The sequence below is a fragment of the Desulfotalea psychrophila LSv54 genome, assembly GCF_000025945.1.
Classification (GTDB): Bacteria; Desulfobacterota; Desulfobulbia; order Desulfobulbales; family Desulfocapsaceae; genus Desulfotalea; species Desulfotalea psychrophila.
The window spans coordinates 573,866-595,645 of record NC_006138.1; the positions used below are offsets into that span (position 1 = coordinate 573,866).

The 21,780-nt window shown below is 47.3% G+C and carries 19 protein-coding genes; 4 read left to right on the plus strand and 15 right to left on the minus strand.

Going from position 1 to position 21,780, the window contains the following annotated elements; genetic code table 11:
- Nucleotides 1-14: 14 nt before the first annotated feature.
- Nucleotides 15-3,260: an AAA family ATPase gene (locus DP_RS02615; protein WP_011187771.1), complete on the minus strand. Its 3,246-nt coding sequence runs from the start codon at nucleotides 3,258-3,260 to the stop codon at nucleotides 15-17.
- A gap of 16 nt (nucleotides 3,261-3,276) precedes the next feature.
- Entirely contained in the window at nucleotides 3,277-4,515 is a 1,239-nt protein-coding gene (locus DP_RS02620; RefSeq protein ID WP_011187772.1) for an exonuclease SbcCD subunit D C-terminal domain-containing protein, read from the minus strand.
- 589 nt (nucleotides 4,516-5,104) lie between these two features.
- Here DP_RS02620 and DP_RS02625 point away from each other — a divergent pair.
- The gene (locus DP_RS02625) at nucleotides 5,105-5,818 is read left to right on the plus strand and encodes a 5'-methylthioadenosine/adenosylhomocysteine nucleosidase (RefSeq protein ID WP_407637891.1); all 714 of its coding nucleotides are present in this window, start codon (nucleotides 5,105-5,107) and stop codon (nucleotides 5,816-5,818) included.
- Nucleotides 5,819-6,298 (plus strand): S-ribosylhomocysteine lyase, encoded by a 480-nt coding sequence (locus DP_RS02630; protein WP_011187774.1) that lies wholly within the window; start codon nucleotides 5,819-5,821, stop codon nucleotides 6,296-6,298. It abuts the gene before it with no gap.
- A 12-nt stretch (nucleotides 6,299-6,310) separates the two neighbouring features.
- Here the strand turns inward: DP_RS02630 and DP_RS02635 are convergent, their stop codons facing one another.
- Complete coding sequence (locus DP_RS02635) at nucleotides 6,311-6,709, minus strand: hypothetical protein (RefSeq protein ID WP_156792190.1); 399 nt, start codon at nucleotides 6,707-6,709, stop codon at nucleotides 6,311-6,313.
- Between the two features lie 193 nt (nucleotides 6,710-6,902).
- Nucleotides 6,903-7,250, minus strand: a complete 348-nt coding sequence (locus tag DP_RS02640) for a hypothetical protein (RefSeq protein ID WP_228130160.1) — start codon at nucleotides 7,248-7,250, stop codon at nucleotides 6,903-6,905.
- A gap of 318 nt (nucleotides 7,251-7,568) precedes the next feature.
- Between DP_RS02640 and DP_RS02645 the strand changes: the two genes are divergently transcribed.
- Nucleotides 7,569-8,075, plus strand: coding sequence for a glutathione peroxidase (locus DP_RS02645; RefSeq protein WP_041277542.1), 507 nt, complete (start codon nucleotides 7,569-7,571; stop codon nucleotides 8,073-8,075).
- Here the strand turns inward: DP_RS02645 and DP_RS02650 are convergent, their stop codons facing one another.
- The 5 genes from DP_RS02650 to DP_RS02670 form a co-directional block, all read right to left on the minus strand.
- Nucleotides 8,076-8,642 (minus strand): pentapeptide repeat-containing protein, encoded by a 567-nt coding sequence (locus DP_RS02650; protein WP_041277543.1) that lies wholly within the window; start codon nucleotides 8,640-8,642, stop codon nucleotides 8,076-8,078.
- Between the two features lie 42 nt (nucleotides 8,643-8,684).
- Nucleotides 8,685-9,146 carry an Sbal_3080 family lipoprotein gene (locus DP_RS02655; protein ID WP_173362827.1) on the minus strand — a complete coding sequence of 154 codons (462 nt, stop codon included), beginning with the start codon at nucleotides 9,144-9,146 and terminating at the stop codon, nucleotides 8,685-8,687.
- Nucleotides 9,147-9,233: 87 nt separating this feature from the next.
- Complete coding sequence (locus DP_RS02660; RefSeq protein WP_011187780.1) at nucleotides 9,234-10,715, minus strand: tripartite tricarboxylate transporter permease; 1,482 nt, start codon at nucleotides 10,713-10,715, stop codon at nucleotides 9,234-9,236.
- Between the two features lie 21 nt (nucleotides 10,716-10,736).
- A complete protein-coding gene (locus DP_RS02665) occupies nucleotides 10,737-11,189 on the minus strand; it encodes a tripartite tricarboxylate transporter TctB family protein (RefSeq protein WP_011187781.1) in 453 nt (150 codons plus the stop codon).
- Between the two features lie 6 nt (nucleotides 11,190-11,195).
- Complete coding sequence (locus DP_RS02670) at nucleotides 11,196-12,137, minus strand: tripartite tricarboxylate transporter substrate binding protein (protein WP_011187782.1); 942 nt, start codon at nucleotides 12,135-12,137, stop codon at nucleotides 11,196-11,198.
- A gap of 271 nt (nucleotides 12,138-12,408) precedes the next feature.
- Here DP_RS02670 and plsY point away from each other — a divergent pair, with 271 nt between their 5' ends.
- A complete protein-coding gene (gene plsY, locus DP_RS02675; protein WP_011187783.1) occupies nucleotides 12,409-13,002 on the plus strand; it encodes a glycerol-3-phosphate 1-O-acyltransferase PlsY in 594 nt (197 codons plus the stop codon).
- 59 nt (nucleotides 13,003-13,061) lie between these two features.
- On the opposite strand, the gene DP_RS02680 is transcribed toward plsY, so the two are convergent.
- The 6 genes from DP_RS02680 to DP_RS02710 form a co-directional block, all read right to left on the minus strand.
- Nucleotides 13,062-14,453: a sigma 54-interacting transcriptional regulator gene (locus tag DP_RS02680; protein WP_011187784.1), complete on the minus strand. Its 1,392-nt coding sequence runs from the start codon at nucleotides 14,451-14,453 to the stop codon at nucleotides 13,062-13,064.
- A gap of 282 nt (nucleotides 14,454-14,735) precedes the next feature.
- On the minus strand, nucleotides 14,736-15,851 hold the full coding sequence (ald, locus tag DP_RS02685) for an alanine dehydrogenase (RefSeq protein WP_011187785.1): 1,116 nt from the start codon (nucleotides 15,849-15,851) through the stop codon (nucleotides 14,736-14,738).
- Nucleotides 15,852-15,910: 59 nt separating this feature from the next.
- Nucleotides 15,911-17,308 carry an aminotransferase family protein gene (locus DP_RS02690; protein ID WP_011187786.1) on the minus strand — a complete coding sequence of 466 codons (1,398 nt, stop codon included), beginning with the start codon at nucleotides 17,306-17,308 and terminating at the stop codon, nucleotides 15,911-15,913.
- Between the two features lie 54 nt (nucleotides 17,309-17,362).
- Nucleotides 17,363-18,517: a sulfoacetaldehyde reductase gene (sarD, locus tag DP_RS02695; protein ID WP_041277545.1), complete on the minus strand. Its 1,155-nt coding sequence runs from the start codon at nucleotides 18,515-18,517 to the stop codon at nucleotides 17,363-17,365.
- A 667-nt stretch (nucleotides 18,518-19,184) separates the two neighbouring features.
- Nucleotides 19,185-20,300, minus strand: coding sequence for an alanine dehydrogenase (gene ald, locus DP_RS02705; RefSeq protein WP_011187789.1), 1,116 nt, complete (start codon nucleotides 20,298-20,300; stop codon nucleotides 19,185-19,187).
- Nucleotides 20,301-20,342: 42 nt separating this feature from the next.
- Nucleotides 20,343-21,722, minus strand: coding sequence for an aminotransferase family protein (locus DP_RS02710; RefSeq protein ID WP_041277547.1), 1,380 nt, complete (start codon nucleotides 21,720-21,722; stop codon nucleotides 20,343-20,345).
- Nucleotides 21,723-21,780 lie beyond the last annotated feature (58 nt).

Genomic DNA, 21,780 nt, shown 5'->3' on the forward strand with positions numbered 1-21,780 from the left:
CCAACTCTCCGTTTTTAAAGCAGGCGACAGCCAGGGCCCTGAATGGAGCTCCTGCCTCCAGAAAGAGGCATCACCTGTATTTGCGTTGCTATCCGTTCTTTAAGGGCGGGGACATGGGAAATAACGCCGATAAGTTTATCTTCCTGCCGCAGACCAGCAAGCGTCTCCAGGGCAACCTCCAGAGCGTCATCATCCAGGGTGCCAAATCCCTCATCAAGAAAAAGAGAATCCACCCGCACCTTGCGACTGGCCATAGAGGAGAGCCCTAGAGCAAGGGCCAGACTGACAATAAAGCTCTCACCACCGGAGAGGTTTTTAGTCGAGCGCAGATCACCGCCCTGATAGTTATCCACAACCTGCAGTTCCAGAGGCTTTTCCGCATCACGGATAAGCAGATAACGATCTGTCATCTTCACCAGTTGGCGGTTGGCCTGATGCACCATCAGTTCAAAGGTCAACCCTTGCGCAAAATCACGATATTTTTTACCGTCGGCGGAACCGATCAGTTCATGAAGCAGATCCCAACGGCCGCACTCTTTTTTCTGTGCCTCGATGGCGGGTTGCTTTTCCTTAATCCGCTCCTTGATTGCTCTATTCTCGTTCAGCCTGTGCCTGAAACCGGCAATGGCATCGCCTAATTCTTTCAGGGATTCTCCATACTCTTTGAACTGCGCCTCCAGCTCTTCAAGAGATTTATCAGTAAGCTTCTTTGCTATTTCGGAGGCCAAGCGCGTCTCCCGGTCTTTCTGCCTGCCCTTCAGTTCCGTCCCAGCATCATCCAGTTTCCTTGCCCGGTAAGACAAGGCTTCCCGCTCATTATTTGTCAGCCTGGCCTCAAGGAACTGTTTTTCCTCTGCAAAGCCCGCCGGTTCCAGTGCTGTTGAGAAGTCTGTTTCCGCTTTTTTTAGATCCGGCTCTCTTTGCTCAATACGTTTTCCCAGGGATTCAACATGGGCCCTTGCAGTCGTTAGTTTCTCCTGCAGTCCACTGTTCAGGCTTCTGGCTCTCTTTTCCGCTTTCTCGGCATCCGCAATAGCCTCGTTCAGACGGCCTTCTTGATCGGCGGGATTTTTGTCGCCATACAGTTTCTTGCGTTGATCCGTTCCATCGGCATGTTCCCGTTGAAGCCGTTTCAGGTTTTCCTGCTTTTCATTCAGAGCCGCGCTTTGAATTTCAATCACGGCAGTAAGACGCTTCATCTCACTGTTGATGGTAGCGATCTGTTTTTCGATGTCACTCTTTTGCCAGACCTGTTCCTGCCATTTTTTCTGCCGTGACTTGAGAGATTCGAGCAGTGATGAGACTTGAGCCTCCGGTATTTCCGTGATGCCAAGCGGCTGAAGCTTCCCTGATACCGCCAGCTTCAGTTCTTTGAATCCGCTCCGGAATTTTTCCAAACCACCCTGCAATTCCGTGAAATCTTTTTCAACGGCCCTCTTATCGTTGGCTACATTGCTTTCCAGCTTTTCGCTGTTCTCCAGATCTCTGCGGGCAGTGGTTTGTGCTTCTTCCAGTTTTTTGACGATAGCCTCCTGATCCTCTGCCCTAGAGATCAGCCTGGTCAGTAACTCGATCTTCTGCTCGTTTTCATCGGGAACCGGTACATTACCCTCGGCAAAAGGATGCTCGGTTGAACCGCAGAGCGGACAAGGTTTGCCATCTTCCAGCTTAGCCCGGTGATCTTCAAGCTCCTCGATCTTTCTGATGTATGCGATTTCACGTAGCAGGGTCTCCTTTTCGGTGCGATATTCCCGGAGCAAGTTATCGCCCAGTAATTCGCTCAAGGTATCCTTGCCTTGCCGAAGATTTCCTGCGGCATCCTCAAGCTTCTGCCTACGGATGGCGCTCTGCTTTGTGGTATCCTCCAGCTTCTTTGCCGCTTCTACCATGGCAGTAGCAGCATTTTTGAGATCGGTTTCTTTCTGAGTAATCTCCCCTTGTCTGGCGAGTAGGTTGCCGAACTGTTCTTCGATGCCTGCCAGACCACTGATCAGCCATTCATCCTGTGCATGCTCTTTGAGGTATTGTTCTGCAAGCTCCAGTGATCTTCCAGCCCCAGTCCGCTTTTCCTGTTCTTTCACCCAGGTCTGCCTGTCCGTCTCAATCTTTGCTGCTTCCCTGCTACAGGTCTCATCGCCTTCCGAAACAGCCTTTGCCCGGTCCGTAATCTGTTGATCAAGAGATCGAATTTTCTGAATCAAAGGTGCTGCCGATTTCAAATTCTCTTTTGTTTTGAGGGTGAGTTGTTCGGTGCTTTTAAGGGCTTCAGCTTGCGTATTTGTCGATGTCTCCAGTTCAGGAAACGCGGCGTCCTCTTTTTTCAATGCAGCCTGATCTTCAGACTGCTGTTTGCGGAGGGCGGTGAGGCTTGCATATGTCCCATCCAGCGAAGCAGCTCTGACGGCCTGTTCAAGTTTACCACGTTTCGGCTTGAAAGTTTCAACCTCGGTTTGCAGTTTTGCCGCCTCATCCGTAAGGCTATCTATTTCCCTTTGCAGGCCTTCGGTGGTGGCAAGCCATGTAATGGCTTTGCCGGTTTCGGTTGATTTAGCGACAAGCTCAGTCCCCTGTTTCTGCTTTGCCTCAAGATTCTGCTCAATCTCTTTTTCCTGTTCCGGCTCTAGAGTCACAATGCTGGAAGTTTCGGCCTGCAACAAGTTCAGATTTTCCCGCTCATCACGCCAACGCTCATGCACCCTCTGCGAGATGGTACTGTATATCTCCGTACCGGTAATCTGTTCAAGAATGGGACTGCGCTTATCACCGGCCGCCTTCAAGAAGGTATCAAAGCCTCCCTGGGCCAGGAGAATAGAACGGGTGAACTGCTGAAAATCCATCCCCGTCACCTCTGCCACCACCTTGGGAACATTGCTCTTTTTCGACTCTATGATCTGACCACTGCTGACATCGGCTATTTCATGTCTCTGATCGGCAAGCTTAGCACCCGGTTTTTTTCGGGCCCGATGCTGCCCCCAGTGACAGGAGAAGATTCCCGCCTGGGTACTGAAGACAATCTCGGCAAAACATTCACCCGTCTGTCGGGACATGATCTCGTTGGTCGTCTTATTTACCTTGTCCAGGCGGGGGGTTTTGCCATAGAGGGCAAGACAGATGGCATCAAGGATGGTTGATTTACCGGCCCCCGTCGGCCCGGTAATGGCAAAAATACCATCGGCCAGATATTCGGCAGCGGTAAAATCAATGGCCCACTCCCCCACCAGGGAGTTGAGGTTCTTAAATCGAAGTTGTAATATTTTCATAGTATCAGAGGCACTCCTACTCCCTATTCTCGTCCTTTTCCAACAGATCCCGGACAATTTCGCCATAACTCGCCGCCAGTTCAGCCCGCGTCCCCTCATCAAGATCGTAGGCACTGAGACAACGGTCAAAGACCTCCTCCAGACCAAGATCATCAAGGCTCTCCTCGTCCTCTAGCTGACAGAGAATCTGCTCGCGAATATTCAAATTCTTAATCCGCAGCACTGTAACCTGACTCCCCTCAAGGGCAGACTCTATCTGCTGACGAAGATCGGCAACGGGTAGCTCGCCAGTATACTCCACCTGCAACCAGAGACTCCCCTCTGCCTGCCGGTATTCGGCAAGACGGATGAGTATCTCTTCTAGCGAACCAGATACCGTCGCCAACTGTTGAAAACAAGGGACGGCGACAAGCTCCAAACGAGGAGGAGCCTCTACGCCCGGTAGAAACTCTGCCTCCACCACAATTTTTTGTTGGCTCGCCTCACCAAATCCCATGGGCAGGGGGGAACCCGAATAGCGAATCACCTCACTGCCGGCAACCCTCTGCGGAACATGGAGATGGCCCAGGGCCAGATAGTCAAGGTGGCAAGAGATGGCGGCCGCCTCGACGGAGGCAAGGGTGCCCACATAGAGATCACGCACCCCATCGCCATCAACGGTTTTACCGCCAATGGTAAAGAGATGGCCCATGCCAATGATTGGTATATACCTCTCCTCCTGTCGCTGTTTCTCCAGGGCTATTGCCACCACCTGCTGATAATGCTCTTCAATGCCGGCAATAAGACGCAGTTGCTTATCGGCACAGGATTCACCGAGGACAAGCGTTCGCACATCACGGTCCCGCAGATAGGGAACGGCACAGACCAGAGCCTCCACCTGCCCCGTCCCATCCCTTAGGGCAATGACCTCCTCCTCGGGCAGAGCTGTTTTAGCGCCAACCACATGAACATCAAGGGCTCGAAGCAACTCCTTGGGAGCATCCAAAAAAGAGGGAGAATCATGATTACCGCCAATTATAACAATGTGGTGACAGCAGGAGCCTGCCACCCGGCAGAGAAAGGCATAGTAGAGCTCCTGAGCCCTGTTGCTGGGAGTAGAGGTATCAAAGATATCGCCTGCCACCAGCAGGGTATCGACCTCCCTCTCCATGATGGTTTCAGCGAGCCAGTCTAAAAAGAGGGCAAATTCCCGGTAACGTTTATGGCCATAGAGGCTTCGTCCCAGATGCCAGTCAGAGGTATGGAGAAATTTCATATCGTTATATCTGCTATAGATTGCAAAATCTAAAATGTTCTTTGATGTTTAGTGACTTAGAATATTTTTTATTACCAGAGGCGAAGAGCTCGGTGGTAAACATTAACAGGCTACTCGCATCCAGCCCTTATGGCAAAACATCCGTGCCCCTTTCTGCTACACTGTAAGTAGTAGAGGCCAATCAAGCTGGAAAGAAAAACTTCTAGCAAATTTTTCCGCCATCCTGAGCAGCCAAGAAGCAATCTAGCCTATCTCTCTTTGAACTGCAGGGGAATATTATACTCAGGCTGGCTTCTCATCAGCATTGGCATACCGGTACCGTGGGAACAATTTCAGCAGGCATCAAGGAGACGCCCGTAGATCAGCCACAATTCTGAAAACAACTGAGGACTGCATATCTGGCAGGCATTACTCCTAAGCAAAGATCAGGACTGGAATACGGCAAAAGAGGTGTCAAAACCAATAAAAACGGAGAAAAAAGATCTATGCTTAAGATTAAATTTACTAATCAAGTTTTCATGCTTATATTTCTAAGGTCGGCCTGAGAACAAGAAGCGCGACGGATCTTCTCTTTATAAAAAACACTATGGTGGATATCTTGAAAGTCGGAATTATTGCAGCAATGGAGGAAGAACTTACACTCTTAGTTGATCGCCTCGATAACTGTGAGGAAGTACAGCTAGGTCATTGTAAGTATTACACTGGCCAGATCAATGGAGTTGAGGTTGGACTCATGCGCTGTGGCATTGGCAAGGTAAATGCAGCGATAGGCACCACTCTAATGATAGATAAGCTGAAACCAAAATGCCTTATCAACACCGGCGTTGCCGGCGGCTTTATCAATGAGATGAACGTTGGTGATATTGTTATCTCCTCATCCGTTCGCCACCACGATGCCGACGCCACTGCCTTTGGCTATGAGTTGGGACAGATCCCCGACATGCCCTCAGAATTCCAAGCTGACAGGCGACTGGTTGAGATGGCCACCAAGGTTAACCTGAAGAGCAAGGCCCGTATCTTCGAAGGACCGGTCTTCTCAGGCGACTCCTTTATCCATACCACGGAACAGGTGGAAAATATTCTGAAAAATTTTCCCCAGATCATGGCGGTGGAGATGGAAGGTGCATCCATTGCCCAAACCAGCCATCTCTTTAATATCCCTTTTGTCCTGATCCGCTCTATCTCTGATAAGGTCCGCGAAACAAAAAGTGCCGATACCTATACCCAATCCATGGAAGAATCTGCCAAAAACTCCGTACAGGTTGTTTTCGAAATGGTTGAGCAACTCAAGGAGGGAATGTAAATGGAAAAGATAGCAAGTTTCACCATCGACCACACCAAACTCAAGCGTGGAGTCTATGTCTCCCGCCAGGACAAGGTCGCAGGCAATGTAATAACCACCTTTGATCTCCGTCTCAAAGAGCCCAATAATGAGCCAGCACTTGACGGGGCAGCTAGCCATACCATCGAACATATTGGTGCCACATTTCTGCGCAACCATAAGACATGGGCTGACAGAACAATCTATTTTGGCCCCATGGGATGCCAAACAGGGTTTTACCTCATCCTCGCTGGCGACTGGAAGGCCAAGGACATTGTACCCCTGATGCAGGAAATGTTTGCTTATGTTGCCCAATTTACAGGAACTATTCCTGGAGAGAGTGCCGTTGAGTGTGGTAATTTCCGTTTTATGGATCTGATCCAAGCCAAAGAGGAAGCAGGAAAATACTTTACTGAAGTTCTGGACAATATTGCAGAAAAGAACCTGTCCTATCCCTCCTAGAAGAGAGACATTCTATCCCCGCCTTTTAGAGAACATTTTTTTGTTCCCTGAATAGTGGGGATCCAACTCATAGATATTTGCAATCTGTCTATGCGTTCGCTTTATTTTTGAAATACGCCTGTCCTGACGTAAAATATTCCTTCCGGCACGATATACCAAATACCCCCCCAGCCCCACAAATACGGCGAGGAGGCAATAGAGAAGTACGACCAGAGAGAATACATCTGAGATGTGATACTGTTTGGAGGTTGCAACCAACAGTCCCAAAACGGAGAGAGGCAGGGCAAGAGTTACAATTCCTATTTTCATCATGGCCAGCGAGGTACGCTTTTCCGCAAGCACACTCAAGATCTGAGCCGAAGCCTCCGCCACGTTTCTATCATCTTCTTTCTGCTTTTCACTCTCTCTCATAACCGATCCGCACCGTTTTTCCCGCCTGAGCAACCTTTCCGTATCACCCATCCTATGGCAAGGCTATACCGAAACCACTCAGAATATTATCTATCAATAGCCCACAAGAACTCAAGATCCCATCATCCTTCTAAACAAGGAAGCTATAAGAATAGCATCTTAGACTAAATACGCAAGCGCTAGAGACAATAGGCTAAAGTGCCAGTTCCTTATGATGGGATTTAATTTCCGAGATAAGGGCATCCTGATAGAGGACATTACGCAGGGCCCGAAAGATAAAATAACCACCCAAACAGACCAACATAAGAAGAATACCAATAAGGGGAATTAAAAACGAGATAACCCCCATTATATGATAGTATCGTGAGGTTGCTACAAGCAGACTCAAGATAGAGAGGGGAAGCGCCAAGGTTGCAATCCCAGTCCTCATCAAAGCCAGCGAGGTACGCTTTTCAGCAAGAATCAGCTGGATATTTCTTGCCGCAATGGTACTGCTACGTCTCTCAGCTTCACCTTTCTCAACTTCGACCATCTGTTCCATAATAATCACATCCTAAAGCTATCCCTTCCCCCTTATCTATTGATGAGATAAGAATTATCAGAGTTTAGGGTAGAGGCTCGCGGTTGGGAAGTCTCTCGCTCAGATACAGGGGGTATTACTGGGAGGTTATACCGAGGCCACATCTCTAGCATATTGGCCTATAAAAAATCAATAGTATTTACCAGTTAAAATTTTTCCCTAGGGGAAAAAACCCTCCGATCCAGCGACTCTCTCTCCACCTCCCCCTTGTTTTCCCTCTATACTCAGCATAAACTGATGAATACCCTAAAAAATCAAACCCTACCGTTGAGAATAATTATGAAGAGAGACTTCTACCAATTTTCAGCAACAAACCTGCAGGGCCAGAAGATAGCCATGAAGGAGTATCGGGGCAAGGTGATGCTGGTGGTAAACACCGCCAGTAAATGCGCCCTGAGCTCGCAACTCAGGGGCTTAGAGATACTTTATAAGAAATACGCCCCACTAGGATTTGTGGTTCTGGGTTTTCCCTGCAATCAATTCACCCCTCAGGAATCCAGAGACGCGCAGAACATTGCCGAAGAGTACCTCCTCAACTACGGTGCCTCCTTTCCCCTCTTCACCAAAACAGAGGTCGTTGGCAAGGGAGCCCACCCCCTCTTCTCCTATCTGGAAAATAGATTAGAGGGCATAATGGGTCCCGACATTAAATGGAACTTCACAAAATTCCTCATCGACCACAGGGGAGATCCGGTAAAGAGGTTTGCCCCCATCACCGCCCCAGCTATAATCGCCCCGGATATAGAAATACTCCTATCTGCGCAGAGCACTGCAGGCGAGCAATAGCTATTCTATATCCAGATCGTATTTGCTGAGCAGGCCATCCAACCCCATCATGGAAAATTTTGCCTTTTTCAGCCTGTTGGCATCGGGATCTATGCAGAAGTAGAAGGCAGAACGAAAATCGGCCTTTATCAGAGTCGTACCCTCAAAGGCAGCGCCCTGCAGATCACAGTCGGCAAAAAGCGCCGCCGTCAGATTTGCCCCGACAAAATCCACCTCTTCAAGCCGACAGTCCCGAAAGCTGGTCTTCTGGATCTCCAATCCCCGAAAGGAAGAGAAATCAAGAATACAGGTATCAAAGGAGAAGGAGATAAGAAAGGAGTTACAGAGGTCAAAACGCATCCCCAGTAACTTACAGTCCTTAAACGCCACGTCCCGAAGGGTAACACCATCGATCTTGGCCGAGGAAAGATCGCAATTTTCAAAACGACAGTTAATAAAAACAGAGCCAGCCAGAGAGGCAGAGGCCCAGTTACAAGCGGTAAAGAGACAACCTTCATATTCGGCGAGAGGAAAACTCATCTCCCGAAAATCCTGCTGCTCAAAAATTTGTTCTTCTATATATTTCATACTATCCACAGAGCCAGGGGTAATCTTAACAATTACCCCTAATTATTTTAAAATCCCAGCTTTCGCATCCACGCCATTTATTTTAGCAAAAAGCGCATTCATCATAGAGTCAATTCGTAGTGAAGCTTTACCAAATTTACTCGGGCTGGCCGTTACCTCTGGAACCTCATATCTTGCTTCGCCAACTCTCTGCCCCCCATAAAAGGCATCTATCCTCGCATCTTCCAGATAGAGAGCCATGTCCCAAGTCCAATGCCCTACATACTCCAGAGTTAGTTTCTCAAGGTCATGCCGAGAACCATCGGCTACAACCTCATAGCGATAATCATGCCTTTGCAACCAGGCCTCTATCGTCTGCAAAAATCCAGCACGGGTTTCTCTATCATCCACCACAACAATATTAACTTCCCGGTCCAATTGAGAAATTGGCTGCACAGTATATTGGGGAGCTCCACAGGCAGACAAGAGCATAACGAACAGAGACATAACAAAAATTCTAGCCACAAAACACCTCAATAGTTTCATCTTTCATCACTCGGCAAAAGAGAGAGATCCCCTGACAATCTCCCGAAAGGGGATCAGACCATTTTCCTAAACAGCTGCTGCCAAGCGACGCTTTTTAATGATCTGCCAAACAGGCGTGGCAATAAGGACAACTATAACAGCCCAAAGGCCCAAGGCCTGGGGACTGGCAAAGAAGATAGAATAACTACCATGCCCCATAATAAGTGCCTGAGCAAATCCTGTTTCGGCAATAGGACCCAGAATAAGACCGAGAATCAGGGCGCCGAGAGAGAAACCAGCCCGATGGAGGAGTACCGCTGTAATACCGCAGGCAAGAGCGACAAAGATATCAAAGAGACTGTTATTCATCGCATATGCCCCCAAAACAGAGAAGAGGCAGACAACAGGGATCAGCAAATTGATCGGGGTCAAGGCAATTTTGGCAAAATAGGGCGCCATGCAGAGGCCCATCACCAGAAAGACCAGATTGGCCACAAATAGGGAGAGAATAAAGGCATAGGTCATGGTGCCGTGGACGGTAAAGAGATCCGGCCCGGGAATAAGTCCATGGACAAGCAAGCCACCGAGCAGAGCAGCCGCTACACTGTTACCCGGAATACCCAGGGTAAGGGTGGGGATGAGAGAACCACCGACACAACCATTATTTCCAGCCTCAGCAGCTGCAATCCCCTCGGGATTGCCATGGCCAAAGAGCTCTTTGTTCTTCGAGCGCTGTCTGGCAATATTATAGGACAAAAAGGCGGCAATGGTTGCCCCCTCGCCCGGCAGAATACCAACAACCGTGCCCACAATGGACCCGGTACCAATGAACTTAGCAAGACCCTTGGGCATGGGTTCCCTCTTCATCTTGGTCAGCTTACTGGTATCGGCAACGATATTTTTTTCACCGGTCAGCTCCAACATCTGAGAGATAGAGAAGAGACCAATGAGGGCTGGCATAAAGGCAACCCCGTCAAAAAGATCAGTAATGCCTCCAGTATAGCGCAACATCCCCGAAATGGGATCTGTACCCACCACTGCTACAACAAGGCCAAGCAGACCTGAAATAAGCGCCTTGATAAGACGACTTTCATCCTCAGCCATGGAGACAATTCCCGCCAGACCGAGAAGGGCGAGAAGGAAATATTCCGGTGGACCGAAGCTCAGGGCAAAGGAGGCCAGAATAGGTGCCACCAGGAGAAGCACCAGGGTGGAAAATGTTCCACCGACAAAACTAGAGATAACAGAAACCTTAAGCGCCAATCCTCCCTGCCCCTTCTGGGTCATGGGATAGCCCTCAAGAGCGGTGGCAACGGCAGCCGGAGTCCCTGGGGTCCGCAACAGAATAGCAGGAATAGAGCCACCGTACATGGCGCCACAGTAAACACCACCCATAAGGAGCAAACCTGTGAGCGGTTCTAAGGCAAAGGTAATGGGGATCAAAAGGGCAACCGCCATGGTAGCTGTAAGTCCGGGCATTCCACCTACCAGAACACCCGATACTGTACCAATAAACACTGCAAGCAGTGAAATCGGTGTCATGAGTTGAGTAAAGGCATCAACAAGCATTATTTTCCTCGTTCGGATCGATTAGGTAAACCAGATACGCTCTGGCAGAGGCACTGAAAGTAGTTGTTCAAAGACAAGGTAGACAAAGAACAGCACTCCTGCTGATGTCAGGACAATACCTAGCTTTTTACGGGCGCCGAGGGTGATCATGCCCGCAGGAAGAAACAGGGCTGAGGCCATATAGAAACCAAGGGGTTCCAGGGCAACTGAATAGAGAAGAAGAAGGGCCAAAATCCCCCAAAAACGGAGCGGTGCCTTGCTGATAATGACCTTATCTCTTCCCGCACCTACCTTTGAGAGGCAGAGAAAAAATTCAGCCGCACAGAGCAGACCAAGTGACAGGGCAAGGAAACGAACATAGTTAGCCGTTGAACCCTGTACGCTCTCAGGATAACTTGCCGTGCTTCTATAAAGAAGCACGGCAAGAATCAAGAAGGCGCCTAGAAATAATAGTTCCATTGCGCGTTTTGACATAGCTCTCTACCAGGGATTGTTATCATAGAAAGATTGGGTTTCTGCTTTAAGCTCTAGCAAATACTTAAGATATTCAGCACCATTCAGGGGCCAAAGAGTAAAGACCTGCTTGGTGCACTCGGCAATGAAGGTGGGATCTTTTTGCACCTGAGCAAGAAGGTCATCAAGCTTGGCAAGAATTGCAGGATCAACCTGAGCAGGGGCAACAAAACCACGGGTGGCGGTCATGGTTACCTCAAAACCCTGCTCGATTGCAGTTGGAACGTCAGCAATAATCGGAGAACGACTCCCATCAAGAATAGCAATAATACGCGCCTTGCCAGCCTTATGCTGCGCCTGCAGCTGAGAGAGATTCATGATACTTGCATCAACGTGGGCGCCAAGAATCATTGCCTTTTGCTCGGTTGAGCCCTTGGTTGGCATAAGGTTAAATTTTATGTCTGCCATTTTCTCAATCTTTTTGGCCGCAATAAAGTCATCGGAACCAATGCCGTTTACAGCAGTGGTAAGACTACCTGCCTTGGCGGCCTTAATGAACTGGGACATATTGGTGATATTGCTATCGGTGGGCACGGCAACAATCAAAGGATCCTGCATAACGTTACCCATTACATGAAAGCTATCAAGGGTATAACGGGCGCGCTTGGAAACAATGTGAGCCACAACCTGGGTGGTAAAAACCATACCAATGGTATGTCCATTTGCCTTGGCTCGGGCAATTTCTTCAAAACCCTTTTGACCACCAGAACCAGGAACATTCTTGATGACAAAGTTTGCCTCAGGCCAGAATTTCTTGGCTGATTGAATAAAGAGACGGGCAGAAGCATCGGTGGAGCCACCGGCCTTGGAAGGAACAATAATAGTAATAGGTTTCTTACCAGGATAGTCCTTGGCAAGAGCGGGCATGGCAAACATCAAAATAGCCAACAAAATCAAAATCTTCTTCATAAACTTTCTCCTTAAAATTTAATAAAAACACCATATATTATAGTCTAAAACGATAAGACACATTGTAAAAGGGTCTTCTATGTACAGGTCGGCAGGAGGCTTGTCAATACTGCCACTCTATAATGAGAAACAATATTTAATTAAAGCAAAATAGATGTATATTAGCGTGAGTTGTTGCTATTTACTTATAACATATCATTGAGTAGGCTAAGGTCATTACTACCTCAAAAAAATTTAGCACCCCTTAACACTAAACACAATTAAAAATATCATGGATTTTATCTTCCCCCTTATCAGTTACCTATTGGGAGCAATCCCCTTTGGACTCCTTATCGGCAAGCTTGCAGGCCGAGATGTTCGCCTCGAAGGCAGCAAAAACATCGGTGCCACAAACGTCAGTCGCATACTTGGCAAAAAGCTTGGTTTTGCCACCCTCCTCTGCGACAGCCTCAAGGGTTTCCTACCAATGGTTCTGGCGGCAACCCTTTTACCATCTTCAGAAAACAGAGAACTCATTGTCTGCCTCTCGGGAGTAATGGGCGTCCTTGGCCATATGTTTCCCGTCTACCTGGGATTCAAGGGAGGCAAGGGAGTGGCCACGGGGCTGGGAGTTTTCCTCTTTCTCTCTCCAGCAGCAATTGCCATCAGCCTCGGAGTTTTTGCGGCCTCTGTTTTTTTCTCAGGATTTGTCTCGGTGGGATCGCTACTGGCCTCAGGACTTATCCCCCTCTGGCTCTATCTGCTCGGTGCCTCTCAACTAAAGATTATCACCGCAGGATTTGTGGCTCTGCTTATCTGGATTAAACATAGAAAAAATATCAAACGATTGATGACCGGTACAGAAAAGAGCTGGAAGAAGAAATAGGCCAAAATTACAGAAGATGCATCGGTAATTTTGCCAAGGTCAACATGAGCAAAATAAGCCTAAGAGCTTATCCCGTATTTTTTTACCTTTCGGGAAAGAGTCGAACGTTCTACCTTAAAGACCTTGGCCAGGCTTGAGATAGAATCATGATTCTGCATGCCATAGCGTATGGCCTCTTTCTCCACCGCCTCCATAATATCCTTGAGACTTTTACCACGAAAAAATTTTTCCAAATGAAGATCTAAGCCAGCCACCTGCTCACCTTGATCTATATCTCCCCCCTGGCCCCTGTGAATATCCTGTATGGCAAGAGGAAGATCTGCCAGACCAATGGCTTCATTCTCACAGCTTACCACCAGGCTGAGTATGATGTTTTCAAGTTCCCAAACATTACCTGGCCACTGATAGAGAGACATTGCCTCTTCAACTTCAGGCAACAAACGGAGCCTACGCTGGTACTGAAGACAAAATCTTTCGAAAAACATATGCGCAAGCGGAATTATATCGACCTTACGTTCACGCAGTGGCGGGATATGAGAAACAGCAACTCGCAGACGATAAAAAAGATCCTGCCTGAAACGCCCCGCCTTCACCTCTTCCTCTAAATTCCGACGGGTTCCGGCAATAATACGCACATCGCCTCGTCCATCCTGAAGTGCCTCTAGCAGGCGACTCTGGAGGGGGAGAGGCAGTTCACCAATTCCATCCAGAAAAAGAGTGCCATGCTCGGCAGCCGTTAAAAACCCCACGCTATCCCCAATATCTATACCTGAAAACTTCTTCGATACTTGATCGACTAGCTCTGACTCTTCAAAATTCTCAGCAATATGGGTACAATCAATTTTAAAGAATTTTTTGTCCCGACGGGGACTCATTTCATGTATTTTTCTGGCGAGAATATCCTTGCCTACCCCTGGCTCTCCCAATAACAAAATTGTTGCATCGGTGCTCGCTACCCACTCAAGTCTCTGTAAGAGATCCAACATCCCCGAACTCTGAGCCACCAAACGATGCTCTTTAGAGAGAAGTTCCTCTTTGACCTTGCTGGCCCGCTCGCCCCGACCTGCCTCGGAGCTGTGGGTGACATCACGCACAAAGGTCACCACAAGCTCTACTTCTCCATGGACATCAAACAGAGGATGCTCCGCAAGCAGAATCTTCTTGTCACCAACAAGCTGCACGCTGCTGAAGCTCTCACCCGTCCGCACAATTCCAGCATGCTCTACGCCAACAAAGATACCATCTGCATCAAGGTCATAGACACTCCTGGCCAAAAGATCCTCAGCACGAAGCCCCATCAGCTCTTCGTAGGCCCTATTCAGAGCAAGGGTGATTCCCTCTCGATTAGTTATATACAGACCATCAGTGCATAAATTAAAAATTCCAGAGAGATTGTCAGCAATGCGTTGACGATATTCGGGACAAATATATTTTGAAATTAAACCGGCCATAAGAACCTAAAGATAAAATACAGCCTCTGCATCTTCCACAGGAGACTTTAAGAGAAAAGGATGCCAGAACAACTAACATAAAAGCAGGCTTCCATCCACAAAAACTGCCTTAAAATGCGAAAATACGAATAAGCACAGACTTATAAAAGATTAAAAAAAAGCCCCTATCTTCTGTTCTCACAGAGGCTAGGGGCTAAAACAAAAACTCTACCAGATTGGTGGGGCAGGAGATCCTCCCCCGCCTCTATGCCAATAGGGCCTAATCTGTTTTTGAGGTATTCTCTATGCGAGAACCTCTTCTACTGGGGTGTAAGGCATGTCGAATGCATCACATACACCTTTGAAGGTAAGTTTTCCTTCGTGTACGTTCAAACCAAGTGCAAGAGCGTGGTTGTCCTGACATGCTTTTTTCCAACCTTTGTTTGCAAGTTGTACTGCAAATGGGAGGGTTGCATTGGTAAGAGCCATGGTAGAGGTCAAAGGTACTGCGCCAGGGATGTTAGCAACACAGTAATGAACGATCTCGTCTACAACGTAGGTAGGATCGGTGTGAGTGGTAGGCTTAGAGGTCTCAAAACAACCACCTTGATCGATAGCAACATCAACAATAGCAGTCTTAGGACGCATAAGTTTAAGATCTGCGCGGGTAAGTACTGAAGGAGCCTTAGCGCCTGGGATAAGTACCGCACCAACCACAAGGTCAACCTGTGGAAGAAGCTCGTGGATAGCAGCTTTAGAAGACATGATGGTGGTACAGTTAGCAGGCATTACATCTTCAAGATAACGAAGACGATCAAGGTTGATGTCAAGAAGGTAAACTTGAGCGCCAAGTCCACAAGCCATCTTAGCAGCCTGAACACCAACAACACCACCACCGATAACCATGATTTTAGCTGGAGCAACACCCGGTACACCACCGATGAGTTTGCCAATTCCGCCGTTTACAGCCTCGAGAGCCTTAGCACCCTGCTGAATTGCCATACGACCAGCAACCTCAGACATTGGGGTAAGAAGAGGAAGTGAACGATCTGCCATTTGAACAGTCTCGTAAGCGATACAGGTAGCGCCAGATGCAACCAAACCATCGGTTTGTGGCTTATCTGCTGCCAAGTGAAGGTAAGTGAAAACGATTTGACCTTTACGGATCATTGCGTACTCAGAAGGCTGTGGCTCTTTAACGTGCATTACCATATCAGCTTTTGCATAAACATCTGCAGCTGCATCAATGATGGTAGCGCCTGCTGCTACGTATTCTGCATCAGAGAAACTAGAACCAAGACCAGCACCTTTCTCTACAATTACATCGTGACCATTAGCTACCATGGTTACAACTCCGCCAGGGGTCATACAAACACGATCTTCTTTGATTTTAATTTCTTTTAAGATACCTACAATCATTTTACTTCTCCTAAATTATTAACGTATATAAATAACTGCTACTTATAAATGGGTACTACTTATTTTTGATCAGCAAAAGCCAGATCAAGAGCATTTATAACTTCATCAATCTCAGTTTTGCTGGAGATCAATGCAGGGCTAAATGCAAGGGTGTTGTTGTGCTTCTCAAAAGATCGATTAGTACGACCAATGATAACACGACTCTTAGCTGCACAGTGACCCGCAACACCTGCGGCAACAGACTCATCAACAGGCTCTTTGGTTGTACGATCTTTAACAAGCTCAAGACCTTGAAAGAGACCTTTACCACGAACATCGCCAATGATTTCGTACTTATCTTTAAGCTCGAAAAGACGATCAGAAAAGTAATCTCCCATCTTAACAACATTGTCAAGAAGATTCTCACGAATGATGATGGCCATGTTCTCAAGAGCGGCTGCAGGACCTGCGGTACATCCACCAAAGGTAGAGATATCACGAAAGTAATGCATTTTATCACTTGGATCAGCCTTGAAACGATCAAATACAGCCTCGGTGGTTGTGGTACAAGAGATACCTGCGTATCCACTTGCTACACCCTTGGCCATGGTAACCATGTCAGGAACTACATCAAAGTGCTGATAACCAAACCACTTACCGGTACGACCAAGACCACATACAACCTCATCAATGTGAAGAAGTACGCCATGACGATCACAGATCTCACGGATGATTGGGAAGTACTCTGGTACAGGAACGATTACACCACCACCTGCGGTGATAGGCTCAAGAATGATTCCACCAACGGTCTCTGGACCTTCCGCTTGGATGAGATCTTCAAGGGCATGAGCACACTCGATATTACATTCGCCATATTTTTTACCGAAAGGACAGCGGTAACAACAGCAGTTGGTAAGCTCAACAAAACCTGGAGCAAATGGACCATACTGTGCTTTACGCTCGAACTGACCGGTGGAGCTCAAAGCGCCAATGGTAGTTCCATGGTAGTCACGGTCGCGGTAGATGATCTTGTTCTTCTTGCCATCACCTTCAAGGTGAGCAAGCTGACGAATGATCTTAAAACACTTCTCATTTGCCTCAGAACCTGAGTTTGAGTAGTAGACACGATCCATTCCTGGCATCTTGTCAAGAAGAGCTTCAGCAAACTGAGCGCCTGGAACACTACCTGCACTTCCTGCGAAGTAACAGAGTTTTACCAACTGATCACGTACAGCATTGGCGATAGACTCACGACCATATCCAACGTTTACAGTCCAAACACCACCGGATACTGCATCAAGGAACTCATTGCCGTTAGCATCCTTGATACGCATTCCCTTACCCTCAACAACTACCATAGGAGCAGCACCGTCTTTATCATAGGCGCTATGTTGAGTGAGGTGATGCCAGCAATTTTTTTTATTTTGGGCGATAACTTTTTTCATTGCTTCTTGTGTCATGATACTTCTCCTATTCATCCATCTATTAAGAAAGGAGGTGCCTGGAGTAATCCAGACACCTTCTACTATTTCCTAGAAATGTTTTTCCAACATGGTCAAGAGTTGCTTCTCATTACCCTGACGTGGATTATTATCCATCAAACGCTTAGCTGCTGCAGCGCGGGTAGCAATTCCTGGCAGATCTTCTGCGGTCACACCATAAGGAGCAAGGCCTGGAGCAATATCAAGATCTTCAAGCATTTGCACAAATGCATCTGCACAGTAAGCTGCGCGATCTTCTACTGGCTCGTCGCTCTCCACAACGTGGCTCAAGATATCAGCAACAACTGCATACTTCTCTGGGTTAGACATGTAGTTGTAATCGATACCGATTGGAGCTACTGCTGCCATAAGCAAACCGTGTGGCAACTTATACTTTGCAGGAACAGAGGTACCAACAGCGTGGATAACACCGTTCTGGGTATTACCAAAACCCATTCCAGCAAGGGCAGAACCGTAAAGCATTGCCTCACGAGCCTCAAGATTATTACCGTTGGCATATGCCTTGCGGATATTCTTAGCAATAATCTTCATTGCCTGAAGATTAAGGGCATCCGTGAATGGAGTAGACATAAGGCCTACAAAGGATTCCATGGCGTGAACAAAGGCATCAACACCGGTCATTGCGGTTATATGTGGTGGAAGACCTGTAGTCAATGCTGGGTCAAGGATAACAGCAGATGCGTAGATATAGTCACTAACGATACCAAGCTTTGCGCCGGTCTCGTTGTTGGTGAGTACAGAGATAGAGGTCATCTCGCTACCGGTACCAGCGGTGGTTGGCACTGCAATAAGTGGCATACATGGTCCAGGAACAACATCAACACCGAAATATTTAGAGATTGGACCTTCGTGAACGGCAAGAACGGATGCAGCCTTGGCGGTATCAAGAGCACTACCACCACCAAAACCGATGATAACGTCTGCCTTGAATTCCTTAGCAACATCAGCACAATGCTGAATAGAGGTTGCGTTTGGTTCAAGCTCTGCTTTTGCATAAAGAACAAATTCAATACCTGCATGGGCAAGAGCTTCCTCTACTGCAATGTGCAAACCCAGTGAAGCAAGACCTGGATCAGTCACGATGATGGCGCGCTTGCCACCAAGACGTTTTACCTCTTTACCTGCGTCAGCAATAGAGCCTGCACCGTGAACAATCTTACTTACGGATTTGAATGTATGGAGCATGTTAGTCACCTTCTGCTTTTATTATATAAATTACATAAACACTGCCAGCTACTCAGTGAGGGGCATCAGCCTCTCTTAGAAAGGCATGATAACTTGCTTAAGCATAGTCTCTTCCTTCGAAAGAAATCATCCTCAACCTTTATAATACATGCAATGGACATGCCATTCAAAAGAAAACTCTGTAACTACTTGTTTTTCTTTACTTTATCATAAGCACAAAATATCCTACCAAACAGCCATGAGTCAATATTGCATCGTTAACTACCACCAGCCCCAATCTTCGCGATGCAATTTCAACTTACTTCCGAAATAACAAAAAAAGGAGGAGGAAAAAAGAGAACAGAAACAGGAGGAAAGAAGAGTCCTGCCAACCAGCAAAAAAAAACAAGCGAGGCAAGGTGAGATCACTTATAACATCGCAACATCGTCCAGCCAGAGAGGAAAGCCCAGGCGCAGAGAGCAGGAAAAACAAATTCATTTATCGGCCCTTTCAGGCAATTCTTTTTTGCATTAACTCCCAAAAAACGCAAGCCAGCAAAAAAAAATCCCCAGGCTCTAAAAAGAGCTTGGGGATTCAGCAAGGAGCGACAACCCAAAAGAGAATGGAAACCTAAACTCCCACCCTCTATTCAACCAAGGCTACAACTTGCCTTTTTTGAGGTATTCTCTATGCGAGAACCTCTTCTACTGGGGTGTAAGGCATGTCAAATGCATCACATACTGCTTTGAAGGTAAGTTTTCCTTCGTGTACGTTCAAACCAAGTGCAAGCGCTCTGTTGTCCTGACATGCTTTCTTCCAACCTTTGTTTGCAAGTTGTACTGCAAATGGAAGGGTTGCATTGGTAAGAGCCATGGTAGAGGTCAAAGGTACTGCGCCAGGGATGTTAGCAACACAGTAATGAACGATCTCGTCTACAACGTAGGTAGGCTCGGTGTGAGTGGTAGGCTTAGAGGTCTCAAAACAACCACCTTGATCGATAGCAACATCAACAACAGCAGTCTTAGGACGCATAAGTTTAAGGTCTGCGCGGGTAAGTACTGAAGGAGCCTTAGCGCCTGGGATAAGTACCGCACCAACCACAAGGTCAACCTGTGGAAGAAGCTCGTGGATAGCAGCCTTAGAAGACATGATGGTGGTACAGTTAGCAGGCATTACATCTTCAAGATAACGAAGACGATCAAGGTTGATATCAAGAAGGTAAACTTGAGCGCCAAGTCCACAGGCCATCTTAGCAGCCTGAACACCAACAACACCACCACCGATAACCATGATTTTAGCTGGAGCAACACCCGGTACACCACCGATGAGTTTGCCAATTCCGCCGTTTACAGCCTCGAGAGCCTTAGCACCCTGCTGAATTGCCATACGACCAGCAACCTCAGACATTGGGGTAAGAAGAGGAAGTGAACGATCTGCCATTTGAACAGTCTCGTAAGCGATACAGGTAGCGCCAGATGCAACCAAACCATCGGTTTGTGGCTTATCTGCTGCCAAGTGAAGGTAGGTGAAAACGATTTGACCTTTACGGATCATCGCGTACTCAGAAGGCTGTGGCTCTTTAACGTGCATTACCATATCAGCTTTTGCATAAACGTCTGCAGCTGCATCGATGATGGTAGCGCCTGCTGCTACGTATTCTGCATCAGAGAAACTAGAACCAAGACCAGCACCTTTCTCTACAATTACATCGTGACCATTAGCTACCATGGTTACAACTCCGCCAGGGGTCATACAAACACGATCTTCTTTGATTTTAATTTCTTTTAAGATACCTACAATCATTTTACTTCTCCTAAATTATTAACTTATATAAATGAATATTACTTATTTTTGATCAGCAAAAGCCAGATCAAGAGCATTTATAACTTCATCAATCTCAGTTTTGCTGGAGATCAATGCAGGACTGAAGGCAAGGGTGTTGTTGTGCTTCTCAAAGGATCGATTAGTACGACCAATGATAACACGACTCTTAGCGGCACAGTGACCCGCAACACCTGCGGCAACAGACTCATCAACAGGCTCTTTAGTGGTACGATCTTTAACAAGCTCAAGACCTTGAAAGAGACCTTTACCACGAACATCGCCAATAACTTCGTACTTATCTTTAAGCTCGAAAAGACGATCCTGGAAGTAATCTCCCATCTTAACAACATTATCAAGAAGGTTCTCACGAACGATGATGGCCATGTTCTCAAGAGCGGCTGCAGGACCTGCGGTACATCCACCAAAGGTAGAGATATCACGAAAGTAATGCATTTTATCACTTGGATCAGCCTTGAAACGATCAAATACAGCCTCGGTGGTTGTGGTACAAGAGATACCTGCGTATCCACTTGCTACACCCTTAGCCATGGTAACCATGTCAGGAACTACATCAAAGTGCTGATAACCGAACCACTTACCGGTACGACCAAGACCACATACAACCTCATCAATTTGAAGAAGTACGCCATGACGATCACAGATCTCACGGATGATTGGGAAGTACTCAGGTACAGGAACAATTACACCACCACCTGCGGTGATAGGCTCAAGAATGATTCCGCCAACGGTCTCTGGACCTTCCGCTTGGATGAGATCTTCAAGGGCATGGGCACACTCGATATTACATTCGCCATATTTTTTACCGAAAGGACAGCGGTAACAACAGCAGTTGGTAAGCTCAACAAAACCTGGAGCAAATGGACCATACTGCGCTTTACGCTCGAACTGACCGGTGGCACTGAGAGCACCAATGGTAGTTCCATGGTAGTCACGGTCGCGGTAGATGATCTTGTTCTTGGTGCCATCACCTTCAAGGTGAGCAAGCTGACGAATGATCTTAAAACACTTCTCGTTTGCCTCAGAACCTGAGTTTGAGTAGTATACACGACCCATTCCTGGCATCTTATCAAGAAGAGCTTCAGCAAACTGAGCACCAGGAATACTACCTGCACTTCCTGCGAAGTAACAGAGTTTTACCAACTGATCACGTACAGCATTGGCGATAGACTCACGACCATATCCAACGTTTACAGTCCAAACACCACCGGATACTGCATCAAGGAACTCATTGCCGTTAGCATCCTTGATACGCATTCCCTTACCCTCAACAACTACCATAGGAGCAGCACCGTCTTTATCATAGGCGCTATGTTGAGTGAGGTGATGCCAGCAATTTTTTTTATTTTGAGCGATAACTTTTTTCATTGCTTCTTGTGTCATGATACTTCTCCTATTCAATCCATCTACAGAGAAAGGAGGTGCCTGGAATCATCCAGAC